Source organism: Prochlorococcus marinus str. MIT 1214 (assembly GCF_027359355.1).
Classification (GTDB): Bacteria; Cyanobacteriota; Cyanobacteriia; order PCC-6307; family Cyanobiaceae; genus Prochlorococcus_B; species Prochlorococcus_B marinus_F.
The window spans coordinates 160216-181767 of sequence record NZ_CP114777.1 but is presented as its reverse complement, the minus strand read 5'-3'; the positions used below and the strand labels follow the sequence as shown (position 1 = coordinate 181767).

Sequence of the window (21552 nt, the reverse complement as noted above, 5' to 3'; positions counted from 1 at the left end):
TGAGGGTGAAGCTTATACATAAGGATTATCTGAGATTAAACTATACCTTTAATATATAAGGTTAATCAACAATTCTCTCAACCCTATATATGTAGAACATCTCTGAATCATGAAAGGAGTTCTCAAATTTTGAATCAGCAATTACTTTAAATTTTTCACGGTAAAGAGATTCGCCTGGTTCCAGATTCTTAATAGATGAGCGATTACTTAAAAGTAGTAATAATTTATTTACTTTGGGAAATTTATCTAAATAAATTTGGACTTCATCAAGTGTTTTAGTTCTGTCTAATATTTGACGATTAGCCCACTGAGCATAACTTCCAAACCCCTTCAATTCAGGAAAGTAGAATTCTCGATCAAGGTATCCAGATACAGTCACTACTTCAACATCTCTAGTCGCAAATATTGGAAGATCCTCCCATCCCTTAGTCTGTATATAGTGAGCGGTTTCCTTTCCACTTGAATACGGTACACGAAAATCATTGATAACCATATGAGTCCCAACAACAAAATGAACAGTCAAACAAATGGTAAGTAATGTAGGAAAATATAATAAATTACCTTTAGTGAATAAGTTTTGCTGATTAGAAAACATAAGTTGCTTATCTTGATTAGATAGAGCCAACCACAATGAAGAGATAATCAATAAAAAATAATATCCATAATGTCTTGATCCATCTCCCAAAAATAAAAAGTAATTAAAAAGAAATAGAAATACAATACCACTATAAAAATAAATTAATGCTTGACGATAAAATTTTATAAATGTAATTGTACTGACAAGCAAAATTAAAGTGATTAAAGCACATAAAAACAAGTCAAAAAATCTACTTGAATTAGGAATAATAAGCGTATATCCTCCAAAAATTTGTCCGATAACTCTAAGAAAGTGACGTATATCTATAAAGGAAGAAAGCAACTTAACTGAATCTCTTACCTGAAGAAGACTAAAAGCTCCAAAAAATAATAATGTAGAGGAAATAGTAATACTAGAAGTCAAATCAATAATCCAATTTTTATTTCTTTTATAAATTTTTCTTTGATTTGGATTAAAGAACCAATCAAAGACAAGAGTCATTCCTATAGCAAATGCTAATGACCAAGACAAAGCTTGTGTATTAGCTAAAAGGCCAATACATAAAGAAAATGGTATGTAGGTTTTCTCTTTTAAATGATAAATAGAACAAAAGATAAATATTATTAATTCTGCAATAACATAATGACGACAAACAAAGAAATATTCCCAAAAAGGAAAATATCCAAAAGTAAAGAGAGCTTTAGTAATTAAATTAAAAGGACTAAATCTCCAAAAGACTAAAATCGCAGAACTGCCTAAACACCAATGCATGAGTTGCATGCTTATGGGTGTACCAGTAATATTTTTTGAAAAATAAATTAATAATGACCAGAGGACAGGATGTCCAGATGGTGCGTTATTCTTCCATAAATCTATTAAATTATCACTTTGAAAAGCCACCAGCCAACCTTGCATCTCATCTCTCCAAAGAGCATGATTAAATGCACCAAATAAACCTATAATTACAAATAAAAGAGGTAAAAATATTTCATAAAAATGCTTATCAGGTAATTGTATTTGATTGATTCTTTTAAATTCCATTTTGATTTATGCAGAATGTAGATCTATATAATTTGGATACATAAAATTTGAAGTAAAGAAAAAAGCATAACAAGAAAAATAAAATGAAATCAACGCTTTTTCAATAGCAAAACTGTAAGGGACTTAACAAAGTCTTCAAAGGAAACTGAGAACGGGCAAGCTGCAACCAGCGAGGTCCTTTCCAATTTGTAGAAATTCTAATCTCTTTGAAACACAATTAGAAAGTCCTTCTATATCTAATCCATAATTAGCTAAATGAAATCTTTTTAATCTACCCAAAGCTTCTCCATAAAGTATCGTCGCCCCGTTTAGATTTCTATTTTCCAGATGAACTTGTGCAACAGCTACTTGTAATATGCCCTGCAAAATCATCCTTTCAGGCCCTCCAGTCTCGTGCCATATTTCTTCAAAGACATCATGAGATTTGTACCACTGACAAGAGTTAAATAAATTCATTCCTATTTCAAAACGAGAATCATTAATAAATAAATCGTCTTGTTTATCTATACGAGTCATTATTTTTTCATATTTTTCTTTGCATTAATTTTTCTAAGCCTTATAGATTCAGGAGTAACTTCCAACATCTCCCCTGGTCCAATGTATTCAAGGGCTCTTTCTAATGTCATTTCAATTGGGGATTGCAATTGATCTAACTCATCTGCACCGGCTGAACGCATGTTAGTAAGTTGTTTAGCCTTGCAAATATTTAATTCAAGATCTTGTGGGCGATTATTCTCTCCAATAATCATTCCCTTATAAACTTTGGCTCCAGGAGTAATAAAAAATTGTCCACGATCTTCTGCATTTTTTAAGGAATAGAAAGTAGCTACACCTTCTTCAAATGAAATAAGGACACCATTTCTCCTTTGTTCAAAATCACCTACTGATGGCCTGTATTCAAAAAACGAATGACTCATAATCCCTTCACCTCTTGTTGCACGAATAAATTCGCCTCTAAATCCAATTAAACCTCTTGATGGAATAACAAATTCAAGTTGAGTTCGATGATCAGTACCCGTTTCCATATTTTGCATTTCACCTTTTCTCACCCCAAGGCTTTCAATACAAGCGCCAATAGAAGCTTCAGGTACATCAAGGACTAGGGTCTCAACCGGTTCGCATTTAATTTCATCAATGGTCCTAAAAATGACTTGTGGTTGAGAAACTTGAAATTCATACCCCTCTCTTCGCATTGTCTCTATGAGAATTCCTAGATGCAACTCTCCTCTTCCACTAACAGAAAAACGATCAGGTGAATCTGTAGCCTCGACTCTTAATGCAACATTCGTAAGAAGTTCTTTGTTTAAACGATCCTTCAACTGACGACTGGTTACAAATTTTCCTTCTTTTCCTGCAAATGGAGAATCATTTACAACAAAAGTCATTTGCAATGTTGGCTCATCTACCTTTATTAGAGGTAAAGGCTTCGGTTCATCAGGACAGGCTACAGTTTCTCCAATAGAAACATCTTCAAATCCAGCCAAGGCAACTATATCTCCAGCATTTGCTTCATCTATTTCAATTCTTTTTAATCCCTTAAATCCTAATAGTTTATTAATCCTTCCTTTTTTCAAACTCCCATTTTCTTTTATCAAACAAGTTCTTTGGCCATTTTTAATCACACCATTATGGACTCTTCCAATAATTATTGTTCCTAAAAAATCTGAGTAATCAAGAGTAGTGACTTGTAGTTGTAAAGGCTTATTCTGATCCCCCACTGGAGGAGGAACTTGCCTAATAATTGCTTCAAATAAAGGTTTCATATTATCACTTTCACTTTTAACATCAGTCTTTGCAAAACCACCTAATCCACTCCCAAACAAATAAGGAAAATCACATTGATCATCATCAGCTCCTAATTCCAAAAAAAGATCTAAAACTTTATCGACCGCAGTTTCAGGTTCTACCCTTGCACGATCAATTTTATTCACAAACACAATAGGTCTTAAACCCTGCTCTAAAGCTTTTTTTAGAACGAATCGAGTTTGTGGCATTGGCCCCTCATTGGCGTCAACCACAAGAAGACAGCCATCTACCATACCCAATACCCTCTCGACTTCCCCTCCAAAATCAGCGTGACCTGGAGTGTCAACAATGTTTATACGGGTGTCGTTATATGTTACTGCTGTGTTTTTAGAAAGAATTGTTATACCTCTTTCACGTTCCAAATCATTTGAATCCATTGCACAAGTCGGAACTTCCTCGTTATCTCGAAAAGTCCCAGATTGATTTAAAAGTGCATCAACCAGAGTTGTCTTACCATGGTCAACGTGAGCAATTATTGCGATATTTCTAATGGCCTGTATATCAAAACCCATAATTTTAAAAAATTAAAATTTCTTTGGTAAATAGAAAGTTAAAGAATATCTCACCATGACTTCATTTAGCTGTTTTAAATGCCAATTAAAATATCGAATAAAAAATTGCAAGTAAAAAAAACTAAGTCAAAATTATTTGAATTTTGTAATTTTATTTGCAGGTTCAAATTTCCTCAAAGCATTAACAGTTCCTTCGAATCTCCAATGCCAAGGTTCATAAGTTACTCCTTGTTTGTTATTTCGTGGAAAAGAAAGAACGAAATGATATTTAGGGGCAAACCTCTTCATCCATTTAAAAGCAGGCGTTTGTTCAAATTCAACCTCAAAATGAGTATCTGGATAATTCCCATCACCAACATCGATTGCATATCCTGTGCTGTGTTCAGAATAGCCAGGAGGAGCTGAAACCATAGAACGCTCAACTGCAGTTTGATTTCTATTAGATTTATTTTCATAAAAAATATCTCTTTGCAAATCAATTGATCTATAACCACTTAATAGTTGTAAAGAAATCCCTCTTTGGGCCGCCATTAATTGCATTTCCTTAAAATTTTCATAAATTTCTTTATGAACATAAATACCTGGAGAGAAAAGAATTAACTCATTTTTTGAAGCCTCAGGGTAAGGTAGATGGCCCAACAAACTTTTATTTTGATTTTCCTCAGTGGAGTTAATCGAATTATCTAAAGATTTTGTTTGGCGTAATAATGATTTATTAGCTAAAAACGTTAACGATATACCAAGCCCAACAAATAGAAGTCCCAAACGCAAAAAAGCCTTGGTAGTAAGGGTTTTGATGGATCTAATCCTTTTCGCCAGCGGGATGTCATCTTGGTAATTCATACGGTCTGCTTATGGTCAAAACAATTGGAATTCACAAAAATGATGTTTCGATAGTAACGAGTATCTCCAATCTTTATACTTTCTATGAGATAAGGATGTAAGTTTTATATATAGAGAACTAAATTTTTCATCCAAAGATGTTAAGAGTTGCTGTTATTGGTGGTGGTCCAAGTGGATCATGCGCTGCAGAAATTTTGGCTAAAGCAGGAATTAAAACTTGGATTTTCGAAAGAAAGCTTGATAATGCAAAACCATGCGGAGGAGCTATTCCATTGTGTATGGTTTCTGAATTTGATCTTCCTGAATCAATTATTGATAGGAAAGTCAGGAACATGAAAATGATATCTCCTTCAAATAGAGAAGTAGATATTATTTTGGATGATATTTATCCAGGAAGCGACAAAGAATATATAGGAATGTTGAGGCGTGAAGTTATGGATTCATTCATGAGAAATCGCGCCGCAGAACTTGGCGCAACATTAGTAAATGGATTGGTATCAAAAATAGAAACTGGTACCAACAAACAAGGTCCATATAAACTTCATTACACCGAAATACTTAACGACCAATCTGAAGAGAAAGGAAAGCAACTTGAGGTAGATTTAATTGTTGGGGCAGATGGTGCAACTAGCAGAGTTGCAAAAGCAATGGATGCTGGTGATTACAACTATGCAGTAGCAATTCAAGAAAGGATAAAACTTCCAAAAGAGGAAATGAAGTATTACGAAGATAGAGCCGAAATGTATGTTGGAACAGATGTATCACCTGATTTCTATGGTTGGGTCTTTCCCAAATACGACCATGTCGCAGCGGGAACAGGAACAATGAAACAAAATGGTGGTTTGATAAAAAGCCTCCAGATTGGTGTTAGAGAGAGAGCAAAGAAGAGACTAGTAAATGGAGAAGTCATCAAAGTAGAAGCCCATCCAATACCTGAGCATCCCAGGCCAAGAAGAGTTGTTGGAAGAATGGCACTGGTTGGAGATGCCGCTGGTTATGTAACCAAAAGTTCAGGAGAAGGAATTTATTTTGCTGCCAAAAGTGGAAGGATGTGTGCAGAGCAAATTGTCGAATCAAGTCAAAATGGGAAAATAATACCCACAGAGAATGATCTCAAAAAGTATTTAAAAAAATGGGATAAAAAGTACGGAACCACATATACAGTTTTAGATATTCTCCAAAGAATTTTCTATACCAGTGATGGAGCAAGAGAAGCATTTGTAGAGATGTGTGGTGACATGGATGTACAAAGACTTACATTTGATAGCTATCTCTATAAAACTGTGGTTGCGATGAAGCCGCTTCAACAATTAAAACTTACCCTTCTAACAATTGGTTCTGTTTTAAGAGGGAAGGCACTAGCACCAAGCACATACAAGCCAGTTCCAAGTGCAGTAAGAGATGACAAAGAAGTTAATAAAATGTTAGCCGTAAGTTCAATTAAAGGTGGTATAAAAACCAGTAAAAAATAATACCAAATTAACTAAATTAATTAACTAAGCTTGCTAAAATCGGCAAGCTTCAAGGACTGATTTCTAAGAATTGTCAGTAAACTTAGTCTGTTATTTCTTATATTAATATCATCCGTCATAACCATTACACTTCCTTCTCCATCAAAAAAGTTAGCTAGAGTTACAGCGCTTGAGACTAGACCATCAGCCAACAATTTATATTTAACACGATCACCATTTATAGCTAGAGGTTTTAATTTCTCCAAAACATTAAACATTTCGATTTCACAATCCTTCTCAAATAGAGATTTGTCTACAAAAACTGAAGGATCTATTACATCTTCCGGGATAGAACTTTTGGTTGCCAACTTAGAGGCTCGAGTCACTACTGCTTGCAATGAATTAAGTGTATTATTTTTCCTCATATCCATTAATAAAGAAGTACGAAAATTTATGTCTGTTGGATCATCTAATAATTTCGATGTAGAAATTGTATCTCCTGCAATTGCCTGAATAATATCAAAATCCACTTCTTTCTCTTCTAATAAACTAATAATTCTTTGACGAAAGAATTCCTTTAACTCGCACGAAAGACTAATTATATTAAAAGGAAGAGAAGGGAAAAGTTGCTGCCAATAAGCTAGTGAATTATCTAGTATTTCATTGATATTTAATTGCCAATCTTTAGTCCATAAAATCATCAATATTCCATTCGCAGCTCTTCTCAAGGCATATGGATCAGATGAACCGGTAGGTCTTTCGCCCTTAACATAAATACTAAAAAGCAATTCAAGGCGTTCAGCTAATGAAACCGCATTCCCAAGATTATTTGATGGGAGAGAGTCTGCCGTCCCCTTCGGTTTGTAATGTTCCAAAACGCCAAGGCATACTTCTCTGGATTCACCCTCATGAAGTAAGTATTTAGATCCAATAATTCCTTGCAACTCTGGAAATTCATCAACCATATTGCTAACTAAGTCATGTTTAGAAAAATGTGCAACTTTCAAGCATTTTTCAATATCCCCTTGATCAAATTGAAGTTTTGAAGTCACAAGTTCAACAAGCCATTTAATCCGATTTACACGTTCATATAAAGAGCCTAATCCTTCAGCAAAAGTTACATCTTTTAATTGTTGAATACGTAAAGAGCTATTGGTTAATAAATCTGACTTTATAAAAAATGAAGCATCAGAAAACCTTGCCTTTAAAACTTTTTCATTACCTACAATAATATTTTCTTTTGCTGAAGATAATCCATTACTAATACACAAAAAGCCAGGAAGTAGAATATTTCTTGAGTCAAGTGATAATGGATCAAACTCAACATTTACTTTGTACAATGGTATGTACCTTTGATGAACCATCATTACTGTGGACAAAACCTCAGGGGGTAAATCAAGGAAAGATTCATCAAAACTCCCCGTCACAAGTAAAGGAGACTCAACCAAATCGGTTAGCTCATTCAAAAGGGAGGCAGTCAGATCAGGCTTAACGTTTTTAGTTCTTGCGTGATTAAGAACTAAATCATTGATATTTGAAAGGCGCTTATTCCTGTCAACTATTACTCCGACATCCTCTAATTGATCAAAATAAGTTTTCGCATTCTTTATTTCTAATGTTGAGCCATGCAACCTATGTGGTCTTGAGATATTACCAATTTGAATTTCTGGATCGCACCCAAAAAATCTAAAAAGTAAAACTTCAGAATCAATCAAAGAAACAATCCAACGGATAGGTCTCGAAAAGCGAAAATCACCTTTCCCCCATCTCATAAACCTTCTTCCTTGAATTTTGCTGATCCATCCAGGTAAATAGTCAGCCAACAAACTCCCAACGGGCTTGCCTTTCTCAATTAATTTAGCGAAAACGAATGCCCCCTTTTGCGTTTCTCGAACCTCTAATTTTTCAGGTAAAATGTCATATCTTTTAGCAAAGCCAATTGCTGCTTTTGTAGGTTTTCCATCATGAAAAGCTTGAGAAACAGAAGGACCTTTTCGTTCTGAAATATTATCTTCAGAAAATGGAGCAATCCCTTCAATCGTTAATGCAATTCTTCTAGGTGTAGTTGTAACTCTTATTTCACTAAATTTTATTTGAGCCGAATTCAAATCGTTATTTACATTTAACTCAAGCTGGGAAATAACTGATTCAGCCAAATCAGCAGGCAATTCCTCAGTGCCGATTTCTAAAAGGTAAGTAGACAAAAAAAATTCCTTATGCTTTCAACAAGGTTAGAACTAAATTTGAATTACTTCTACATTCTGTGTCCTAGAAAAAATTTAATTTTCAATGAATTGCTCTTTGTTCACTCATAGTCTAATTTGAACAATTAGGCACTAACCAACAAGAAAAATGATACAGTGTAGGTACCGCTGTAGGTACCATTGCCTAAGATTATACAAATACCAGGGAGATCGGGGTTTTACCTGAGGGTTGCTGTACCAAGGGGTAAACTAAGAGATGCTTTTGGGACATGTGATGTCGTAAAAAAAATAGGTAACACTAAAGAAGAAGCAGAAGAGAACATGAGCTCAGCTGAAGTATCTATTCAACAAAAATTCGATGAAAAGCTCAGAGAAGAAGAGGCCAAACAGATCAACAAATCCTTACCTAAGGGGATAAGACTCGAGGCTATTAAAAATAATAATTCAAAAGAATCTCCAAAAAACATAGAAAAAGACTTAAAAGATGCTGGATTCAGCAATGCAGCTATCGAAGCTCTGATGAATTTCGAGGAACATGGATGTACAAATGTTGAAGAAATAGAAAAGAGTGTTCCTTCGCCTTGCATAGCGAATAATTCCCCTAGAGCGAAATTTGAACAATTTAAAGCTGATAGTAATTACTTAAATGAACCCCTGCAAAGTGAATTATTAAACGACAGTGATCACTTTACAAACGACGCCGTACAACTTTTAAAATTCCATGGTAGTTACCAACAAGATGATAGGGAACATCGAAAAAGAGGTGGCACAGGTAAAGATTGGCAAATGATGCTGCGGCTAAGAAATCCAGCTGGTTTGGTCCCAGGGCCCCTATTTATTGCATTAGATGATCTATCTGATCGACTAGGGAATAAAACCCTTAGAGCGACCACTCGTCAATGCTTCCAAATGCATGGAATAAAAAAAGGAAATATTAAAGAAGTTATAGGAACAATTGTTAAGTCAATGGGATCGACACTAGCTGCTTGTGGAGATGTCAACAGGAATGTTATGGCTCCAGCAGCCCCCTATGAAAAAGGGTCTTATCCTGCTGCAAGAAAATTAGCTCATGATATTGCCGATGCTTTATCGCCCCAAAAAGCTGAGAGAACCTATATTGATTTATGGGTTGATGGCGAGATGAAATATGCTATCAAGCCAACCTCTGAAGTCAAAAAGATAAGAAAGCTTCAACGCAATCCTGGAGTATTTAGTGGAGACAAAAATGAACCTTTATATGGTGCAACCTACTTGCCAAGAAAATTCAAATGTGCAACTACAGTACCAGGAGATAATTCTGTTGATATTCTAACTCATGACATAGGTCTAGTGACGTTCGCAAATGCAAAAGGAGCAATAGAAGGATGTAATGTCTATGTAGGAGGAGGAATGGGTAGAACACACAACCTAGATACGACATTTGCGAGATTAGCAGATCCCATTGGTTTTGTAGAAGGAAAATATATATTAGAACTTGTTCAATCTATTCTCGCTCTTCAAAGAGATTATGGAGATAGAAAAACTCGAAGACACTCAAGACTTAAATATGTTTTGCATGACATGGGTGTCGATTGGTTTAAGAAACAGTTAACAACGAAATATTTTACGAAAGAGATTGGCCCCTTAAGGAACGAAGGGGATGCAATACTTGAAGATTATTTAGGCTGGCATCAACAATCTGAAAAACTATGGTTTGTTGGGCTACCACTATTATCAGGTAGGCTTACCGGAGAGATAAAGAAAGAGTTGAGAAATATAGTTGAAAAATTCGCATTGGACGTTCGTTTAACTCCCAACCAAGATTTACTTTTGTGTAACATTGGTAATTATCAAAAAGCCAGTGTAAACAATGCTCTGATTAATATTGGTTTCAATAATCCAGAAAGCCCTGAGCCAATAACTAGACATGCAATGGCTTGTCCAGCTCTACCGTTGTGTGGACTCGCGATGACAGAAGCAGAAAGATTTTTACCAAAGCTCTTGAAACGAATAAACAATCAACTAAAAAAACTAGAGATAAACAAATCAATCTTGATAAGAGTTACAGGTTGTCCAAACGGATGTGCTCGTCCATATATGGCAGAATTAGCTCTGGTTGGTAGTGGTCTAAATCAATACCAACTATGGCTTGGTGGTAGCACTAATTTACAAAGATTGGCGACTCCATATCTACAAAAGATGCCTATCAATGAATTAGAGAAGACATTAGAGCCTTTATTCCTTAGCTGGAAAGATACTGGAGCATCATCTAGTCTTGGAGATCATGTGATAAAACTTGGCTCTGAATGTGTAATGTCTTTACTTACCTCAAATGCAGACCCATAAATAGCATTACCTTTCTTAGTTAACCAAGACCATAACTGATCGCCATAGCTAAAATGCCACCATTCGTTTGGGTGTTGAACAAATCCAGCACGTTCCATAACTGAAAACAAAAGATATCTTCTATCCTGAAAAACCTGAAGTTTTGAATTAGGCATTCCAAAAGAGTCTTTCTTATAAAAGTCAGGACTAGATTCAGGTCCAATAAAATCTATTTCACCACCTAGATCCAATGGTTTACAAGTCATGTCAGCAAGTGTCAAATCAATCGCAGCGCCTGTACTGTGCGGAGGCGGCGTAAGAGGATCAGTAGATGGTTTTGCCCAAAAACGACCAACTTCCTCAATTACATCATTGACGCCTCCATTGACAGAAAGATCATTAATATCAATCCCCTTTGACATACAAGTTTCTTCAATAGTGTAATTAAACATGAATTTTTGGACAGCTATAGGTCTCCAGGCATCAAACAAAGCCAACTGAAGTTTGGGATTAATCTCGGAAAGGTATTGTTGCGCACGTATCAATCTTTTTAAAACACTTTTACGTAAAACCCATGGATCTGCACCACTTAAATATGGAGCGCCTAACGACATATAAGGATGAGGTGTTAGACGAGATATGGATTTTGGAATAGAAATTAAAGGCTCATTACATTCATTTATTTTGATATTATTCCAAGGTCTCATCTTTATCATTTGTAGAAAATATAAGTATTAAATTTTAATCGCTTAAAATTATTTGATTAAGTTTACCAAAAAAAGCAATGAGTTCAATAGTGAAAACTTTTCACAAAGTTAATTTAATTTATTACCAATTTTCAGCTTTTCCCACTGTTCTTTTATTAGCGAACGAAGCATAGAATTATTTTTAAGAAAAGGATCAGAATCTAAAATATTTCGAGCCTCATTCCGCGCAAGTTCAAGTACTTCAGCATCATCAGCTAATGATGCCAGGGCGAAATCAGGCAACCCTGATTGTTTAGTACCTAAGACTTGTCCTGGTCCACGAAAACGCAAGTCAATTTCAGAAATTTCAAATCCGTCATTGGAATTAACCAAAACTTCCAATCTTTGTCGAGACAACTTATTTTTATTTTGATGGCTTAACAGGCAGTATGACTTCGATGCCCCCCTCCCAACACGGCCTCTTAATTGATGCAATTGAGCAAGTCCAAAACGATCAGAATCTTCTATTAACATTACACTGGCATTTGGAACATCAACACCTACTTCTATAACCGTAGTAGAAACTAATATGTCACTCTTTTTGTTAAGAAAATTACGAATGACCTCTTGCTTTTCTACACCTTTCATTTTTCCATGAAGTAATTCAACAGTAAAATCTGAAAAAACATCAGTAGACAATTGATGATGTACGTCAACAGCTGAGCTTAGTTCAAGTTTTTCGGATTCTTCAATTAAAGGTAGAACAACATAAATTTGATGTCCTTTATTGATTTCACTCCTTATTAAATCATATGCGTACTTTTTATCTTTAGGTGATATCAGCTGAGTATTAATAGGAGTTCGACCAGGGGGAAGTTCATCTAATTGACTTACATCGAGATCACCATGGAGAGTAAGTGCCAATGTCCTAGGAATGGGTGTAGCAGTCATGGTTAGCAAATGAGGTTGCAAGCCTTTATTCAAAAGTTTGTTTCTCTGCTTAACGCCAAAGCGATGTTGCTCATCGACAACTACAAGACCAAGTCGTTCAAAGACAACTGGGTCCTCAAATAATGCATGAGTTCCTACAAGAATTTTAGTAGATCCATTTACTAAATCAGTAAGAATTTCTTTACGCCGAGACTTAGGGGTAGAACCTGTTAAAAGATCAACGTTTAATTCAAGTTGAGGAATCCATTTACTTAATGTTTGATAGTGTTGTGAAGCAAGCACCTCAGTTGGTGCCATTAAAGCAGCCTGCCATCCTGATTGAACTGCAGTGAGGAGGGCTGAAATAGCGATAACGGTTTTTCCACTCCCAACATCGCCTTGTAAGAGCCGAGACATTGGTTCGGATTTGACTATATCTGATTCAATTTCCTTCAAAACCCTTTTTTGAGCATCTGTGAGGGTGAAAGGAAGAATTCTCAAAAATCTCCTAACTAGGCTATTCTTACTTAGCTCAATACATAATTGAGGAGAATTACATTTCTTATGACGTTCACGTCTTAATAGAAGACTGAGCTGCAACAATAAAAACTCTTCGAAAACAATTCTTCTTTTTGCTTTAGTTAAAGTCTCAGAATTTTCAGGATTATGAATATGAAAAAAAGCTTCTTTCTTCGTAGGTAGGTCTAGTCTTTTTAATGTAGGGTTAGGGAGTGGCTCCTTTATTTCAGATGTCAAATAAAGAATCGATTGTACTAGATCTCTGAATTTATCAGCAGTAATTCCCTCAGTTAGAGAATAAACAGGAAATATCTGACCAATAGATTTTGATTTCAAATAACTATTAGGACTATCTATAATTTCTATTAAAGGGTCATTTAATGATTTGCCATATCTACTTTCCTTAACTAGCCCGCTTACCGCCACAGTCGCACCAACTGTGTACAAACTTTGTTGAGATTTTACATATGCAATACTACTATTACGACGACCTGCAAAAAATCTAGTAATTTTCATACCTCCTGTATTATCTTTTATAAACAACTCAAGAATTGAAAGATTTGGGTTTTTAGGACTTTTAAACGAACTGCATCGTCTAACTTTTGCAACGATAGTGACATTCTGACCTGCTTGACTTTTATCTATAGTTTTCAATGAGGTGTAATCAACATAATCACGAGGAAAATAATTTATGAGATCACGAATTAAGATAAGACCTAACGAAGACAATCTTTCAGCTAGTTTTGGTCCAACACCTTTAATAGATGAAATAGAGCCTCCTAAACTTAATGAATCTGTTGATGAACTTCTCTGATAGGTTGATGAGTTTATCCTTAATTTTTTTGACTCTATTTTCTCCACACCTTCTTGATATTTATATAAGCTATGAAGAATCTGTCTGGTCTGAACTATTATTCTTCGTCTATCATTTGTAGACATAGATGAATATTTTTCATAATCTGAAGCTAATTTCTTTAATTTAGAAAAATCTCTTTGGTTAATACTTGTGGAAGGGCAGCCTAATAAATAGCCACTTATAAAAAAAGAAAATTTGTTGTTTCTTCCTTGAATATTAATAAATCCATGGTCGACTTCAACTGTTAAAGCTTGTTGTAAAGATCGAATCCAAGATACTAGTTCACTCGATTTTCCATCAGGAATAGATTTTGAATCAGTACTGCTTATATTTTGGTTGTATCCTTCCACCATTCTTTATTAACCTCTTCTGCTATGGAGCGAGCTTGCCAGTAACGTTGTTGTTTAATCATACCTAAGAGTACATTTTGATAATGTTTGATATTAGTTCTATTTTTTCTAAGTCTCGGATTATCAAATTCCATATCCGAAGGAGTAATTAGCAAGCAATCTATGTCTAATCCTCCAGAAGCTAATGAATTATTTATTGGCAACTTAAAAGTAAGAATATTGGATATAGATTTAGAAGAAATTAGTTGCCCTGACAAAGCGGCATCCAAAATATTAATTGGGACAAGTGTATTAACTAATCCAGATTTTAAAAGCTCAGTATTAATAGAATGTGAAAGGTCGCGCAATCTTCGAACCAAAGCTGTATCTATAGAAATCATCCACTCATATAATCCAATTGGTGATTGTGGTAAAAAACGATTATTTTTCACATCTTCAGTAGCGTTAGGCTCATAAGCTGAATCTTCTATTTCTGAATCTATTTGACTTAAATTAGATTCATCAGTCAATGCAAATATTGACTGTAAAATTTCAATATCTTTACTTCTCAAATTAAAAGTATCTGAATTATTAGTATCATCTTTTAATGAATAATATTCATTATTTGAATTATTAATTAAATAGTCACTTTCTGATACTTGAGTATTTAAATAAGGTTCTTTACAATCTATTGAATATGGAGATTTTAACTCTCCATTCCATCCTTCAGTAATTGATAAGTTCTCTAATGGTGGAATTGAACTAATGTTAATAGAATTAGTTCCAGTCAATGATTCTAAATTCTCAGAATCATTTTTCATATTTAGTGCATTTGACATTTGATCTTTAGCATTATTTAAATGACGAATATTTTCTTCATCAATTTCCTTAGCCAATTCATTTAAATGTTCAATTGTTATTAGTGACATATTATCTGAAACCAATTTATCAATTTTCAATTGAAATTTCTTTCTTGAGCTGAATGTTGAAAACCCAAAATCGTCTCCTAGCCTATCAGTAATAAGAGAAAATAATGTGGTTTTTATAGTTTGAGGCAGGAAGTTTCTTAATTCCTCAAGATAAAAAGAATTAACCCTATATAAGAGAGGGGATATATTATTACATTTTTCTTTAAGTAAACTTATTTGATCTAAAGGATCAAAATTAGAATCAAATAAATGCTTTTTTTTAGACAAGATCAACCTGAGGTCATAGATGCAACCTCTTCTGCAAAGTCAGCTCCTTGAACCTCAATACCCTCTCCCAGTATATATCTTGTGAATCTACGAACTCTTATATTTTCTCCGATTTTTCCAGCAACTTGTTTTACCAACTCTTCAACATTTATTGAACTATCTTTTATAAATGGCTGTTCTAATAGAGCCATTTCTTTCAATCTCTTTCCTATCCTTCCTTCAACGATTTTAGCTTTTATTTGATCAGGCTTACCAGAGAGGTCATCTCTTCCCATTTCTATTTCTTTCTCCTTGTTGGCAATTGATTCTGGAATTTGATCAACACTTACATATTCAACACCTGGACAAGCGGCAACTTGCATGGATAAGTCTCTCAAGAGGCCTTGGAATAAATCACCCCTAGCAACAAAATCAGTCTCGCAATTCAATTCCAAAAGAACACCTACACGAGAACCTGTATGAATGTAACTACCTACAGCACCTTCAGCGGCGACTCTACCTGATTTCTTTTCCGCGCTAGCAATGCCTTTTTGTCTTAACCACTCAATAGACTTATCCATATCTCCCTTATTTTCGATAAGGGCTTTTTTACAATCCATCATTCCTGCTGATGTCTTATCTCGCAGTTCTTTAACGAGTTTAGCTGTTATTTCCGACATTTTTATTTTGGGGTAGTGAGAAAAAGGTAAGTAAGAATTTAATAGATAAATTTGCTAACTACTCATTAGGGCCATGCCTCCCTTCATTGATAGCATCTGCTAATCTCCCCAAAACGAGTTGAACAGATCGCACAGCATCATCATTACAAGGTATTGGAATCTCGCAAAGATCTGGATCACAATTAGTATCAAGCATTGAGACCAATGGGATATCAAGTTTTCTAGCCTCTAAAACAGCGTTTGTTTCTCGCCTTTGATCAACTAAAACGACGACATCAGGAAGTCGTCTCATTCCTTTAAGGCCACCTAGGTATTTTTGCAATCGTTCTAATTCTCTACGTAATACGGCTCCTTCCTTTTTAGGGCGCATTGCAATAGCACCACTCGATTCCATTCTTTCAAGATCTTTTAGCCTATCAATTCTGGCTTTCATTGTTGTCCAATTTGTAAGCATACCTCCTAACCATCTTTGATTGACGTAAGCGGCTCCGCACCTAATAGCTTCTTGAGCAACCACTTCGGAAGCTTGTTTTTTAGTCCCTACAAAAAGGAATCTTTTACCGCTCCTTGCAGCTCCTCTTGTCCACTTATAGGCGCTGTTCATACAAACAGCCGTTTTAACTAAATCAATAATATGAACCCCATTACGAGCAGAATAGATGTAACGGGACATCTTGGGATTCCATCTTCTTGTCTGATGCCCAAAGTGAGCACCAGCTTCCATCATCTCAGAGAGAGAAACTACAGCCATGTTTTTTGTGGGTTCCGGGTTCGCCACCACCCAACAGGGATAACTTAAATAATGATTAAACAATCATTATTTATTTATCACCCGAAACAGTCAGGTGTGCGTTTTGATATTGCATTACTAATCTAACAAACCGCGGCTCATCGGAGTCCAATTGATGATGCTTCTCTGAAAATTTGTCTCACTCCAATCAAATTGAGAGGAAGTCTTAACAATTCCATAGCCAAACCAGATTGACCATTCTTAATTAGAAAAGCCAAAAAAGGTCTTAGTGTCTTCGTATTGATAAGTCCGCCAAAAGTTAGCAATTCCCAAAGGCAACGATGAAAACAAGTGTATTGAATTATAAATTTCACTCTCAAACTTGGGTGCTTACGATAAAAGACTAATCCCATCTTTGCTCTCTCTTTTTCAATTCGAATCAACTGAGGTATTTGATCAAGAGCCAAAGCAGGATGCCAATGATATCCGATAGCTCTTGGACATTTGATAAGTTTAACTCCCATATTTCTTAGTCTTTCTCCTAATTCCAAATCTTCCCAACCATATAGCCGAAAAGAGGTGTCAAAAAGTCCTGATATTTCTAAAACGTTTTTATCAATAGCAACATTACCAGTAGCGAAGTACGCCCATGACAAGTCTTGAATTTTAAAAGGTTCAGAATTTGGATTATTAAAATTAGAAGTATTTATGACAGATCCATAGGTAAAACATTTTCTGTTGCCAAGTTTTTTCCAGGCTCTTAACAAGGAATCAATATGGTTCCTTAGAAAATATCTATCAACAACTAAATCACTATCTATAAAAACAATTAAGTCACCTTTTGACTTTTCTACTCCAAGATTTCTGCCTAAAGCGGGCCCGCCATGGGGTTGTTCAAAAAGTCTTAAATGAGGATAATTTTCAATATTATTTCTTAGCCAATCAACTGTCCCATCTGTTGATCCGTCGTCGACTATTACTATTTCAAAATTATGAATTTCAAAATTCATAATTTGATTTTCTAATGCATATAGACACTTTTTTAGTATCGGAAGTCTGTTGTAAGTGGGTATAACAACGCTAATTAACATCCTAAATTAAAAAATAAAATCATTTTTTCCTTCAAACACTTTAAATAAAAGGATTAAAAAAAATATTTTTCAAGCTGAATATAGATTTATTAATCAGCTGCTCCACCATTATTTGCGGTTCCTGTAACACCATTACCCGCTCCTTCTCCTCTACCATCATTACGAAGCTTACGTTTCTTAAATTTTCTGGCATAAGCACGGTTTCTCTCTTGCTTCTCTTTCTTAAGATTTCGTCTTTTGGACATGCCAAGTTCCTTCGAATTTTATATCTAACTAATTTACTAAACAGAGGGCAATATTTGACCATCTTCCATTCGCAAGAGACGATCTGCCACATCCAATATCCTCGGATCATGAGTAACCATCAACACAGAACAAGATTGTTTTAAAGCAAGTTTTTTTAACAAATCAACAATTTCTCTACCAGTTGAACTATCTAATGCAGATGTTGGTTCATCCGCTAATAGTAATTTTGGTCTAGCGGCAAGAGCTCTGGCAATGGCAACTCGCTGTTTTTGCCCACCTGATAAATCATGCGGCAACTTAGATAAGTGATCTTCTAATCCAACGGCTCTAAGCCATTCTCTAGACTGAGCCCTTCTAGCCTTGTATGAAAATCCATTTAAAAGGTCCGCACCCATTTGGACATTTTGTTCCGCTGTAAGACATCTCAAAAGATTATGCCCCTGGAAAATCATTCCAATATTCTTTCTCAGATTCTGTCTGGTTTTTCTGCTGGCTCCAAAAAGTTGTTTACCAAAAACTTTTAGGTCACCTTCTTGAACTTTACGAAGAGCTCCAATCAAAGTTAAAAGAGTAGTTTTTCCACAGCCGGATGGTCCCGTCAATAAAACAACCTCGCCAGGAGAAATTTCCATTGAAACAGACTGTAGAACATGCCTTCTCATTTCTCCATGCCCATACCAATGATTCAAAGAAGCAATATTTAAAGTATTATTGTTTATAGTTTTCATAAATTTTTATAATTTAAAAACATCCGATTTATTCATCAAAATATCTCAGCAGGATCAGCATCTGCCAATTTTTTCATAGCTGCTAATGCTGATCCCATACACATAAAAAGTATCAAGAAAAATATAGTCGAAGCTCTACTAAAACTCATTGCAACAGGTAATTTAGTTGATGTTCTAACCAAAGCATACAAAGCTTGTCCTGACACATAAGCAGGAATATATCCCATTATTGATAAAATGAATCCTTCTCTAGCTACAACTCCTAATAGGCTTCTTAAGTTATATCCCATAGCCATTAAAGTTGCATATTCAGGCAAATGATCACTGACATCACTATAGAGAATTTGATAAACAATTACACAACCAACAATAAATCCCATTGCAGCTCCCAATGTAAAAATAAATCCAATCGATGTACTACTTTTCCAATAATTCTTTTCAAAATCTATAAATGATTTTAAAGACATTACCTTAACGTCACTAGGCAAACTTATATTCAAAGAGCGAACAACTTTTTCAATATCAGATCCCTTCTCTAGCCTTACTAAACCAATTTCAATACTTCCTTTTGGATTACCCGGAGATAATTCTAGGTATGTCTCACGGCTAGTTATTAAATTCCCATCTGCGCCAAAGGAGGGACCTAAACTAACTATTCCAGAAACTCTAACTCTTCTACCTGCGACTTCAGTTTCAACTAAACGACCTGATTTAAACCATGAAGATATAGGTCCAAATTCATCTCTGGAAAGATCATCAAATAAAACCCTCCCTTTGTTTTGTAAAGTTTTAGCCTTTATCTCAAAATCAGAATCAATCAACAATGGCTTACTTGGCTCAAAGCCTAAAGCAAGAATAGATCTTGTTGATAAATTTTCAGGGTTTCGCCAAAGCAGAAAATTCCAATTAACTGCCGTTGTTCCAATCACATCCTTATGTGCCATTGCTTGAATTAATCTTCTTCGAGGAAACCCACTCATACTTATTGAACTTTTTGAGCGAGGACTAATTAATACCAAATCGGCATCAAATAACTTATGAACAGTAACACTTGCGTCAAACAAACCGTCTCTGAAACCTAATTGCATAAACATCAATATTCCAGCGAATGCAATACCTGCAATAGCCACCAATATTCTTAAGGGTTGTCTTGTCAGCAAAAGCCAAGCAAGAGGTATTTTCCTTTTTTTTATAAAATTATTTAATTCCACTAAGGCTGAAAACGAGCAATAACTTTCATTCCAGTTAAGTGAGAAACCTTCTGAGCTGAGGAATTGTCAAGTTTGACTCTAACCTCAACAACCCTTGAATCAGCATCGCCAGTTGGATCGGTTGAAAGCACTCTTCTTTGCCTGACTTGTGGGCTGATCAAACTCACTTGACCACTTAAAGAGCCATTAAATCCTCCATTTTCACTAATTAAATCAACAGTTTGCCCCATTTGAACTCTATCTATATCGGATTCATACACTTCAATAAGCGCTTCCATTGATTGGTTAGCGCCAACATTAATTACACCAGACGAATTTGGTCTCTCTCCTTCACGAACTAAGATTTGCAGAACAATCCCATCAATTGGACTTTTTAATTGTGTTTGTTCTAAATCAACTTTAATTGCATCGATAGAAGATTTAAGCTTTGAAACCCTTGTTTCAGAAATAAACAAATCGTCTTTCATCTTGTCTAAAACAATTTCAGCCACTGCTCCTTTATCAAAAAGAGTTTGATACCTATTAATTTCCCTTTTTTTTATACTGATTTCACTCATTAATATATTTAAATTAGCTTCCGCAGATTTCAGATTAGCTTTAAGTTTTGGACGATTATCAAAAACAGCTAAGATTTGGTCTTTAATAATAGATTCACCTTCTCGAATTAATAATTTAGATAATCTTGGTGTACCACCCTTTCCACTAGTTGGAGCTGCTAATTTCCTGACTTCGCCAAGAGGATTTAATTGACCCAAAGCTGCTACACCTTCAATTCTATCAACTTCAATATCCTTGAGAGTTTGATTTACTTCTAAATTTTTATTATTACATCCACTAATTAAGATCACGCACAAAGGTGTGATAGCTATGGGAAATAAAAATTTTAAAGATGAAATTTTTAACATAACTAACATTCAAAAAGGATTTTGTTTATGTATTCATCTGCCCAAGAAGAATCAAAAAATTTTGATAAAATCCCTCTGGTTTTATCATTACGTTTTTGATTTAGACAATATCGTTTTTGATAATTAAGTCTCTCCATTGTATCCAACGAATCAATTTCGTCTTCGCTTACACTAACTAATAAGGAGAATAGTAGTGACAAATACTGATCGATGAGTTCTAAAAATAATTTTTCTTCGAGGAAATCAACTGGACGAATAAAGCAAACATACGGAGAAAAAATAAAGCCCCATTCAGGAAGCCTCCTAGTTTCATTGAATTTAGGGAATTTTATCGATCTCATTTGAGAAATCAGGGCATCAGGCAAATGTTTCCCAACTGGTGACAAATCAACAATGGCCGCGGAGATGTTATTTGAACTAACTACCAAGTCAGCACCAAATATGGGAAGTTCATAGCAAGGGTCAGGGAAAAAGACACAATGAAGTATTTGTAATGATTTGCCAAGCTTTGCAACTTCCAAATGAATTTTCCTAAATCCTTTTGCTTGATAAAACTCGTTGATAATAAATAATTCCTCTTTATTAATGTTGCTATAAATCCTGCTTAACTTAGGGTCAATGTATAGAGGTTCTACATCAGTCAACGAATTAATTCTATTCTTGAAAAGTTCGAAAGCCTCAAGCAAATGAGGATTCAATTTACTTTGAGTGCAAAAGACTGACTCCAA

General features: G+C 35.0%; 18 protein-coding genes. 2 read left to right on the top strand and 16 right to left on the bottom strand.

All coding sequences use genetic code 11. From position 1 onward, the window contains the following. Positions 1-61: 61 nt before the first annotated feature. From O5639_RS00930 to O5639_RS00915, 4 genes are all read right to left on the bottom strand, one after another. On the bottom strand, positions 62-1618 hold the full coding sequence (locus tag O5639_RS00930) for a hypothetical protein (RefSeq protein WP_269624649.1): 1557 nt from the start codon (positions 1616-1618) through the stop codon (positions 62-64). A gap of 135 nt (positions 1619-1753) precedes the next feature. Continuing rightward, positions 1754-2134 (bottom strand): DUF309 domain-containing protein, encoded by a 381-nt coding sequence (locus O5639_RS00925; protein WP_269624648.1) that lies wholly within the window; start codon positions 2132-2134, stop codon positions 1754-1756. Further along, positions 2134-3936, bottom strand: coding sequence for a translational GTPase TypA (gene typA / locus O5639_RS00920; protein ID WP_269624647.1), 1803 nt, complete (start codon positions 3934-3936; stop codon positions 2134-2136). The genes O5639_RS00925 and typA overlap by 1 nt, the downstream gene beginning before the upstream one ends. A 132-nt stretch (positions 3937-4068) precedes the next feature. Continuing rightward, positions 4069-4779, bottom strand: a complete 711-nt coding sequence (locus O5639_RS00915; RefSeq protein WP_269624645.1) for a M15 family metallopeptidase — start codon at positions 4777-4779, stop codon at positions 4069-4071. Positions 4780-4916: 137 nt separating this feature from the next. Here O5639_RS00915 and chlP point away from each other — a divergent pair, with 137 nt between their 5' ends. Then, complete coding sequence (chlP, locus tag O5639_RS00910; RefSeq protein ID WP_269624644.1) at positions 4917-6251, top strand: geranylgeranyl reductase; 1335 nt, start codon at positions 4917-4919, stop codon at positions 6249-6251. A 20-nt stretch (positions 6252-6271) separates the two neighbouring features. Here chlP and glyS read toward each other — a convergent pair whose 3' ends face one another. Beyond that, positions 6272-8434 carry a glycine--tRNA ligase subunit beta gene (gene glyS / locus O5639_RS00905; RefSeq protein ID WP_269624643.1) on the bottom strand — a complete coding sequence of 721 codons (2163 nt, stop codon included), beginning with the start codon at positions 8432-8434 and terminating at the stop codon, positions 6272-6274. A gap of 519 nt (positions 8435-8953) precedes the next feature. On the opposite strand from glyS, the gene O5639_RS00900 reads away from it, so the two are divergent. Further along, positions 8954-10759, top strand: a complete 1806-nt coding sequence (locus tag O5639_RS00900; RefSeq protein ID WP_269625495.1) for an NADPH-dependent assimilatory sulfite reductase hemoprotein subunit — start codon at positions 8954-8956, stop codon at positions 10757-10759. Here the strand turns inward: O5639_RS00900 and O5639_RS00895 are convergent. From O5639_RS00895 to O5639_RS00845, 11 genes are all read right to left on the bottom strand, one after another. Beyond that, a complete protein-coding gene (locus O5639_RS00895) occupies positions 10696-11451 on the bottom strand; it encodes a M15 family metallopeptidase (protein ID WP_269625494.1) in 756 nt (251 codons plus the stop codon). The two genes, O5639_RS00900 and O5639_RS00895, sit on opposite strands and share 64 nt — an antisense overlap. A 102-nt stretch (positions 11452-11553) precedes the next feature. Then, entirely contained in the window at positions 11554-14082 is a 2529-nt protein-coding gene (gene recG, locus O5639_RS00890) for an ATP-dependent DNA helicase RecG (RefSeq protein WP_269624642.1), read from the bottom strand. After that, the gene (locus O5639_RS00885; protein ID WP_269624641.1) at positions 14055-15254 is read right to left on the bottom strand and encodes an adenylate cyclase; all 1200 of its coding nucleotides are present in this window, start codon (positions 15252-15254) and stop codon (positions 14055-14057) included. Before O5639_RS00885 ends, recG begins: the two co-directional genes overlap by 28 nt. A gap of 2 nt (positions 15255-15256) precedes the next feature. Further along, entirely contained in the window at positions 15257-15913 is a 657-nt protein-coding gene (gene tsf, locus O5639_RS00880) for a translation elongation factor Ts (RefSeq protein WP_269624640.1), read from the bottom strand. A gap of 58 nt (positions 15914-15971) precedes the next feature. After that, a complete protein-coding gene (gene rpsB, locus O5639_RS00875; protein WP_269625493.1) occupies positions 15972-16664 on the bottom strand; it encodes a 30S ribosomal protein S2 in 693 nt (230 codons plus the stop codon). Positions 16665-16801: 137 nt separating this feature from the next. Then, positions 16802-17734 carry a glycosyltransferase family 2 protein gene (locus tag O5639_RS00870; RefSeq protein ID WP_269624639.1) on the bottom strand — a complete coding sequence of 311 codons (933 nt, stop codon included), beginning with the start codon at positions 17732-17734 and terminating at the stop codon, positions 16802-16804. An 89-nt stretch (positions 17735-17823) separates the two neighbouring features. Beyond that, positions 17824-17979 carry a hypothetical protein gene (locus O5639_RS00865; protein ID WP_011293689.1) on the bottom strand — a complete coding sequence of 52 codons (156 nt, stop codon included), beginning with the start codon at positions 17977-17979 and terminating at the stop codon, positions 17824-17826. 36 nt (positions 17980-18015) lie between these two features. Further along, positions 18016-18708: a DevA family ABC transporter ATP-binding protein gene (locus O5639_RS00860; RefSeq protein WP_269624638.1), complete on the bottom strand. Its 693-nt coding sequence runs from the start codon at positions 18706-18708 to the stop codon at positions 18016-18018. A 35-nt stretch (positions 18709-18743) separates the two neighbouring features. After that, positions 18744-19919 carry an ABC transporter permease DevC gene (gene devC / locus O5639_RS00855; RefSeq protein WP_269624637.1) on the bottom strand — a complete coding sequence of 392 codons (1176 nt, stop codon included), beginning with the start codon at positions 19917-19919 and terminating at the stop codon, positions 18744-18746. Further along, positions 19919-20833, bottom strand: coding sequence for an efflux RND transporter periplasmic adaptor subunit (locus O5639_RS00850; protein ID WP_420063663.1), 915 nt, complete (start codon positions 20831-20833; stop codon positions 19919-19921). The genes devC and O5639_RS00850 overlap by 1 nt, the downstream gene beginning before the upstream one ends. Further along, positions 20827-21552, bottom strand: a complete 726-nt coding sequence (locus tag O5639_RS00845) for a phycocyanobilin:ferredoxin oxidoreductase (RefSeq protein ID WP_269624635.1) — start codon at positions 21550-21552, stop codon at positions 20827-20829. The genes O5639_RS00850 and O5639_RS00845 overlap by 7 nt, the downstream gene beginning before the upstream one ends.

Coding starts and splice junctions, on each gene's coding strand:
- O5639_RS00930 (WP_269624649.1), bottom strand. CDS start 1,618: ATGGAATTTAAAAGAATCAATCAAATACAATTACCTGATAAGCATTTT.
- O5639_RS00925 (WP_269624648.1), bottom strand. CDS start 2,134: ATGACTCGTATAGATAAACAAGACGATTTATTTATTAATGATTCTCGT.
- typA (WP_269624647.1), bottom strand. CDS start 3,936: ATGGGTTTTGATATACAGGCCATTAGAAATATCGCAATAATTGCTCAC.
- O5639_RS00915 (WP_269624645.1), bottom strand. CDS start 4,779: ATGAATTACCAAGATGACATCCCGCTGGCGAAAAGGATTAGATCCATC.
- chlP (WP_269624644.1), top strand. CDS start 4,917: ATGTTAAGAGTTGCTGTTATTGGTGGTGGTCCAAGTGGATCATGCGCT.
- O5639_RS00900 (WP_269625495.1), top strand. CDS start 8,954: ATGAATTTCGAGGAACATGGATGTACAAATGTTGAAGAAATAGAAAAG.
- recG (WP_269624642.1), bottom strand. CDS start 14,082: ATGGTGGAAGGATACAACCAAAATATAAGCAGTACTGATTCAAAATCT.
- tsf (WP_269624640.1), bottom strand. CDS start 15,913: ATGTCGGAAATAACAGCTAAACTCGTTAAAGAACTGCGAGATAAGACA.
- rpsB (WP_269625493.1), bottom strand. CDS start 16,664: ATGGCTGTAGTTTCTCTCTCTGAGATGATGGAAGCTGGTGCTCACTTT.
- O5639_RS00870 (WP_269624639.1), bottom strand. CDS start 17,734: ATGTTAATTAGCGTTGTTATACCCACTTACAACAGACTTCCGATACTA.
- O5639_RS00865 (WP_011293689.1), bottom strand. CDS start 17,979: ATGTCCAAAAGACGAAATCTTAAGAAAGAGAAGCAAGAGAGAAACCGT.
- O5639_RS00860 (WP_269624638.1), bottom strand. CDS start 18,708: ATGAAAACTATAAACAATAATACTTTAAATATTGCTTCTTTGAATCAT.
- O5639_RS00850 (WP_420063663.1), bottom strand. CDS start 20,833: ATGTTAGTTATGTTAAAAATTTCATCTTTAAAATTTTTATTTCCCATA.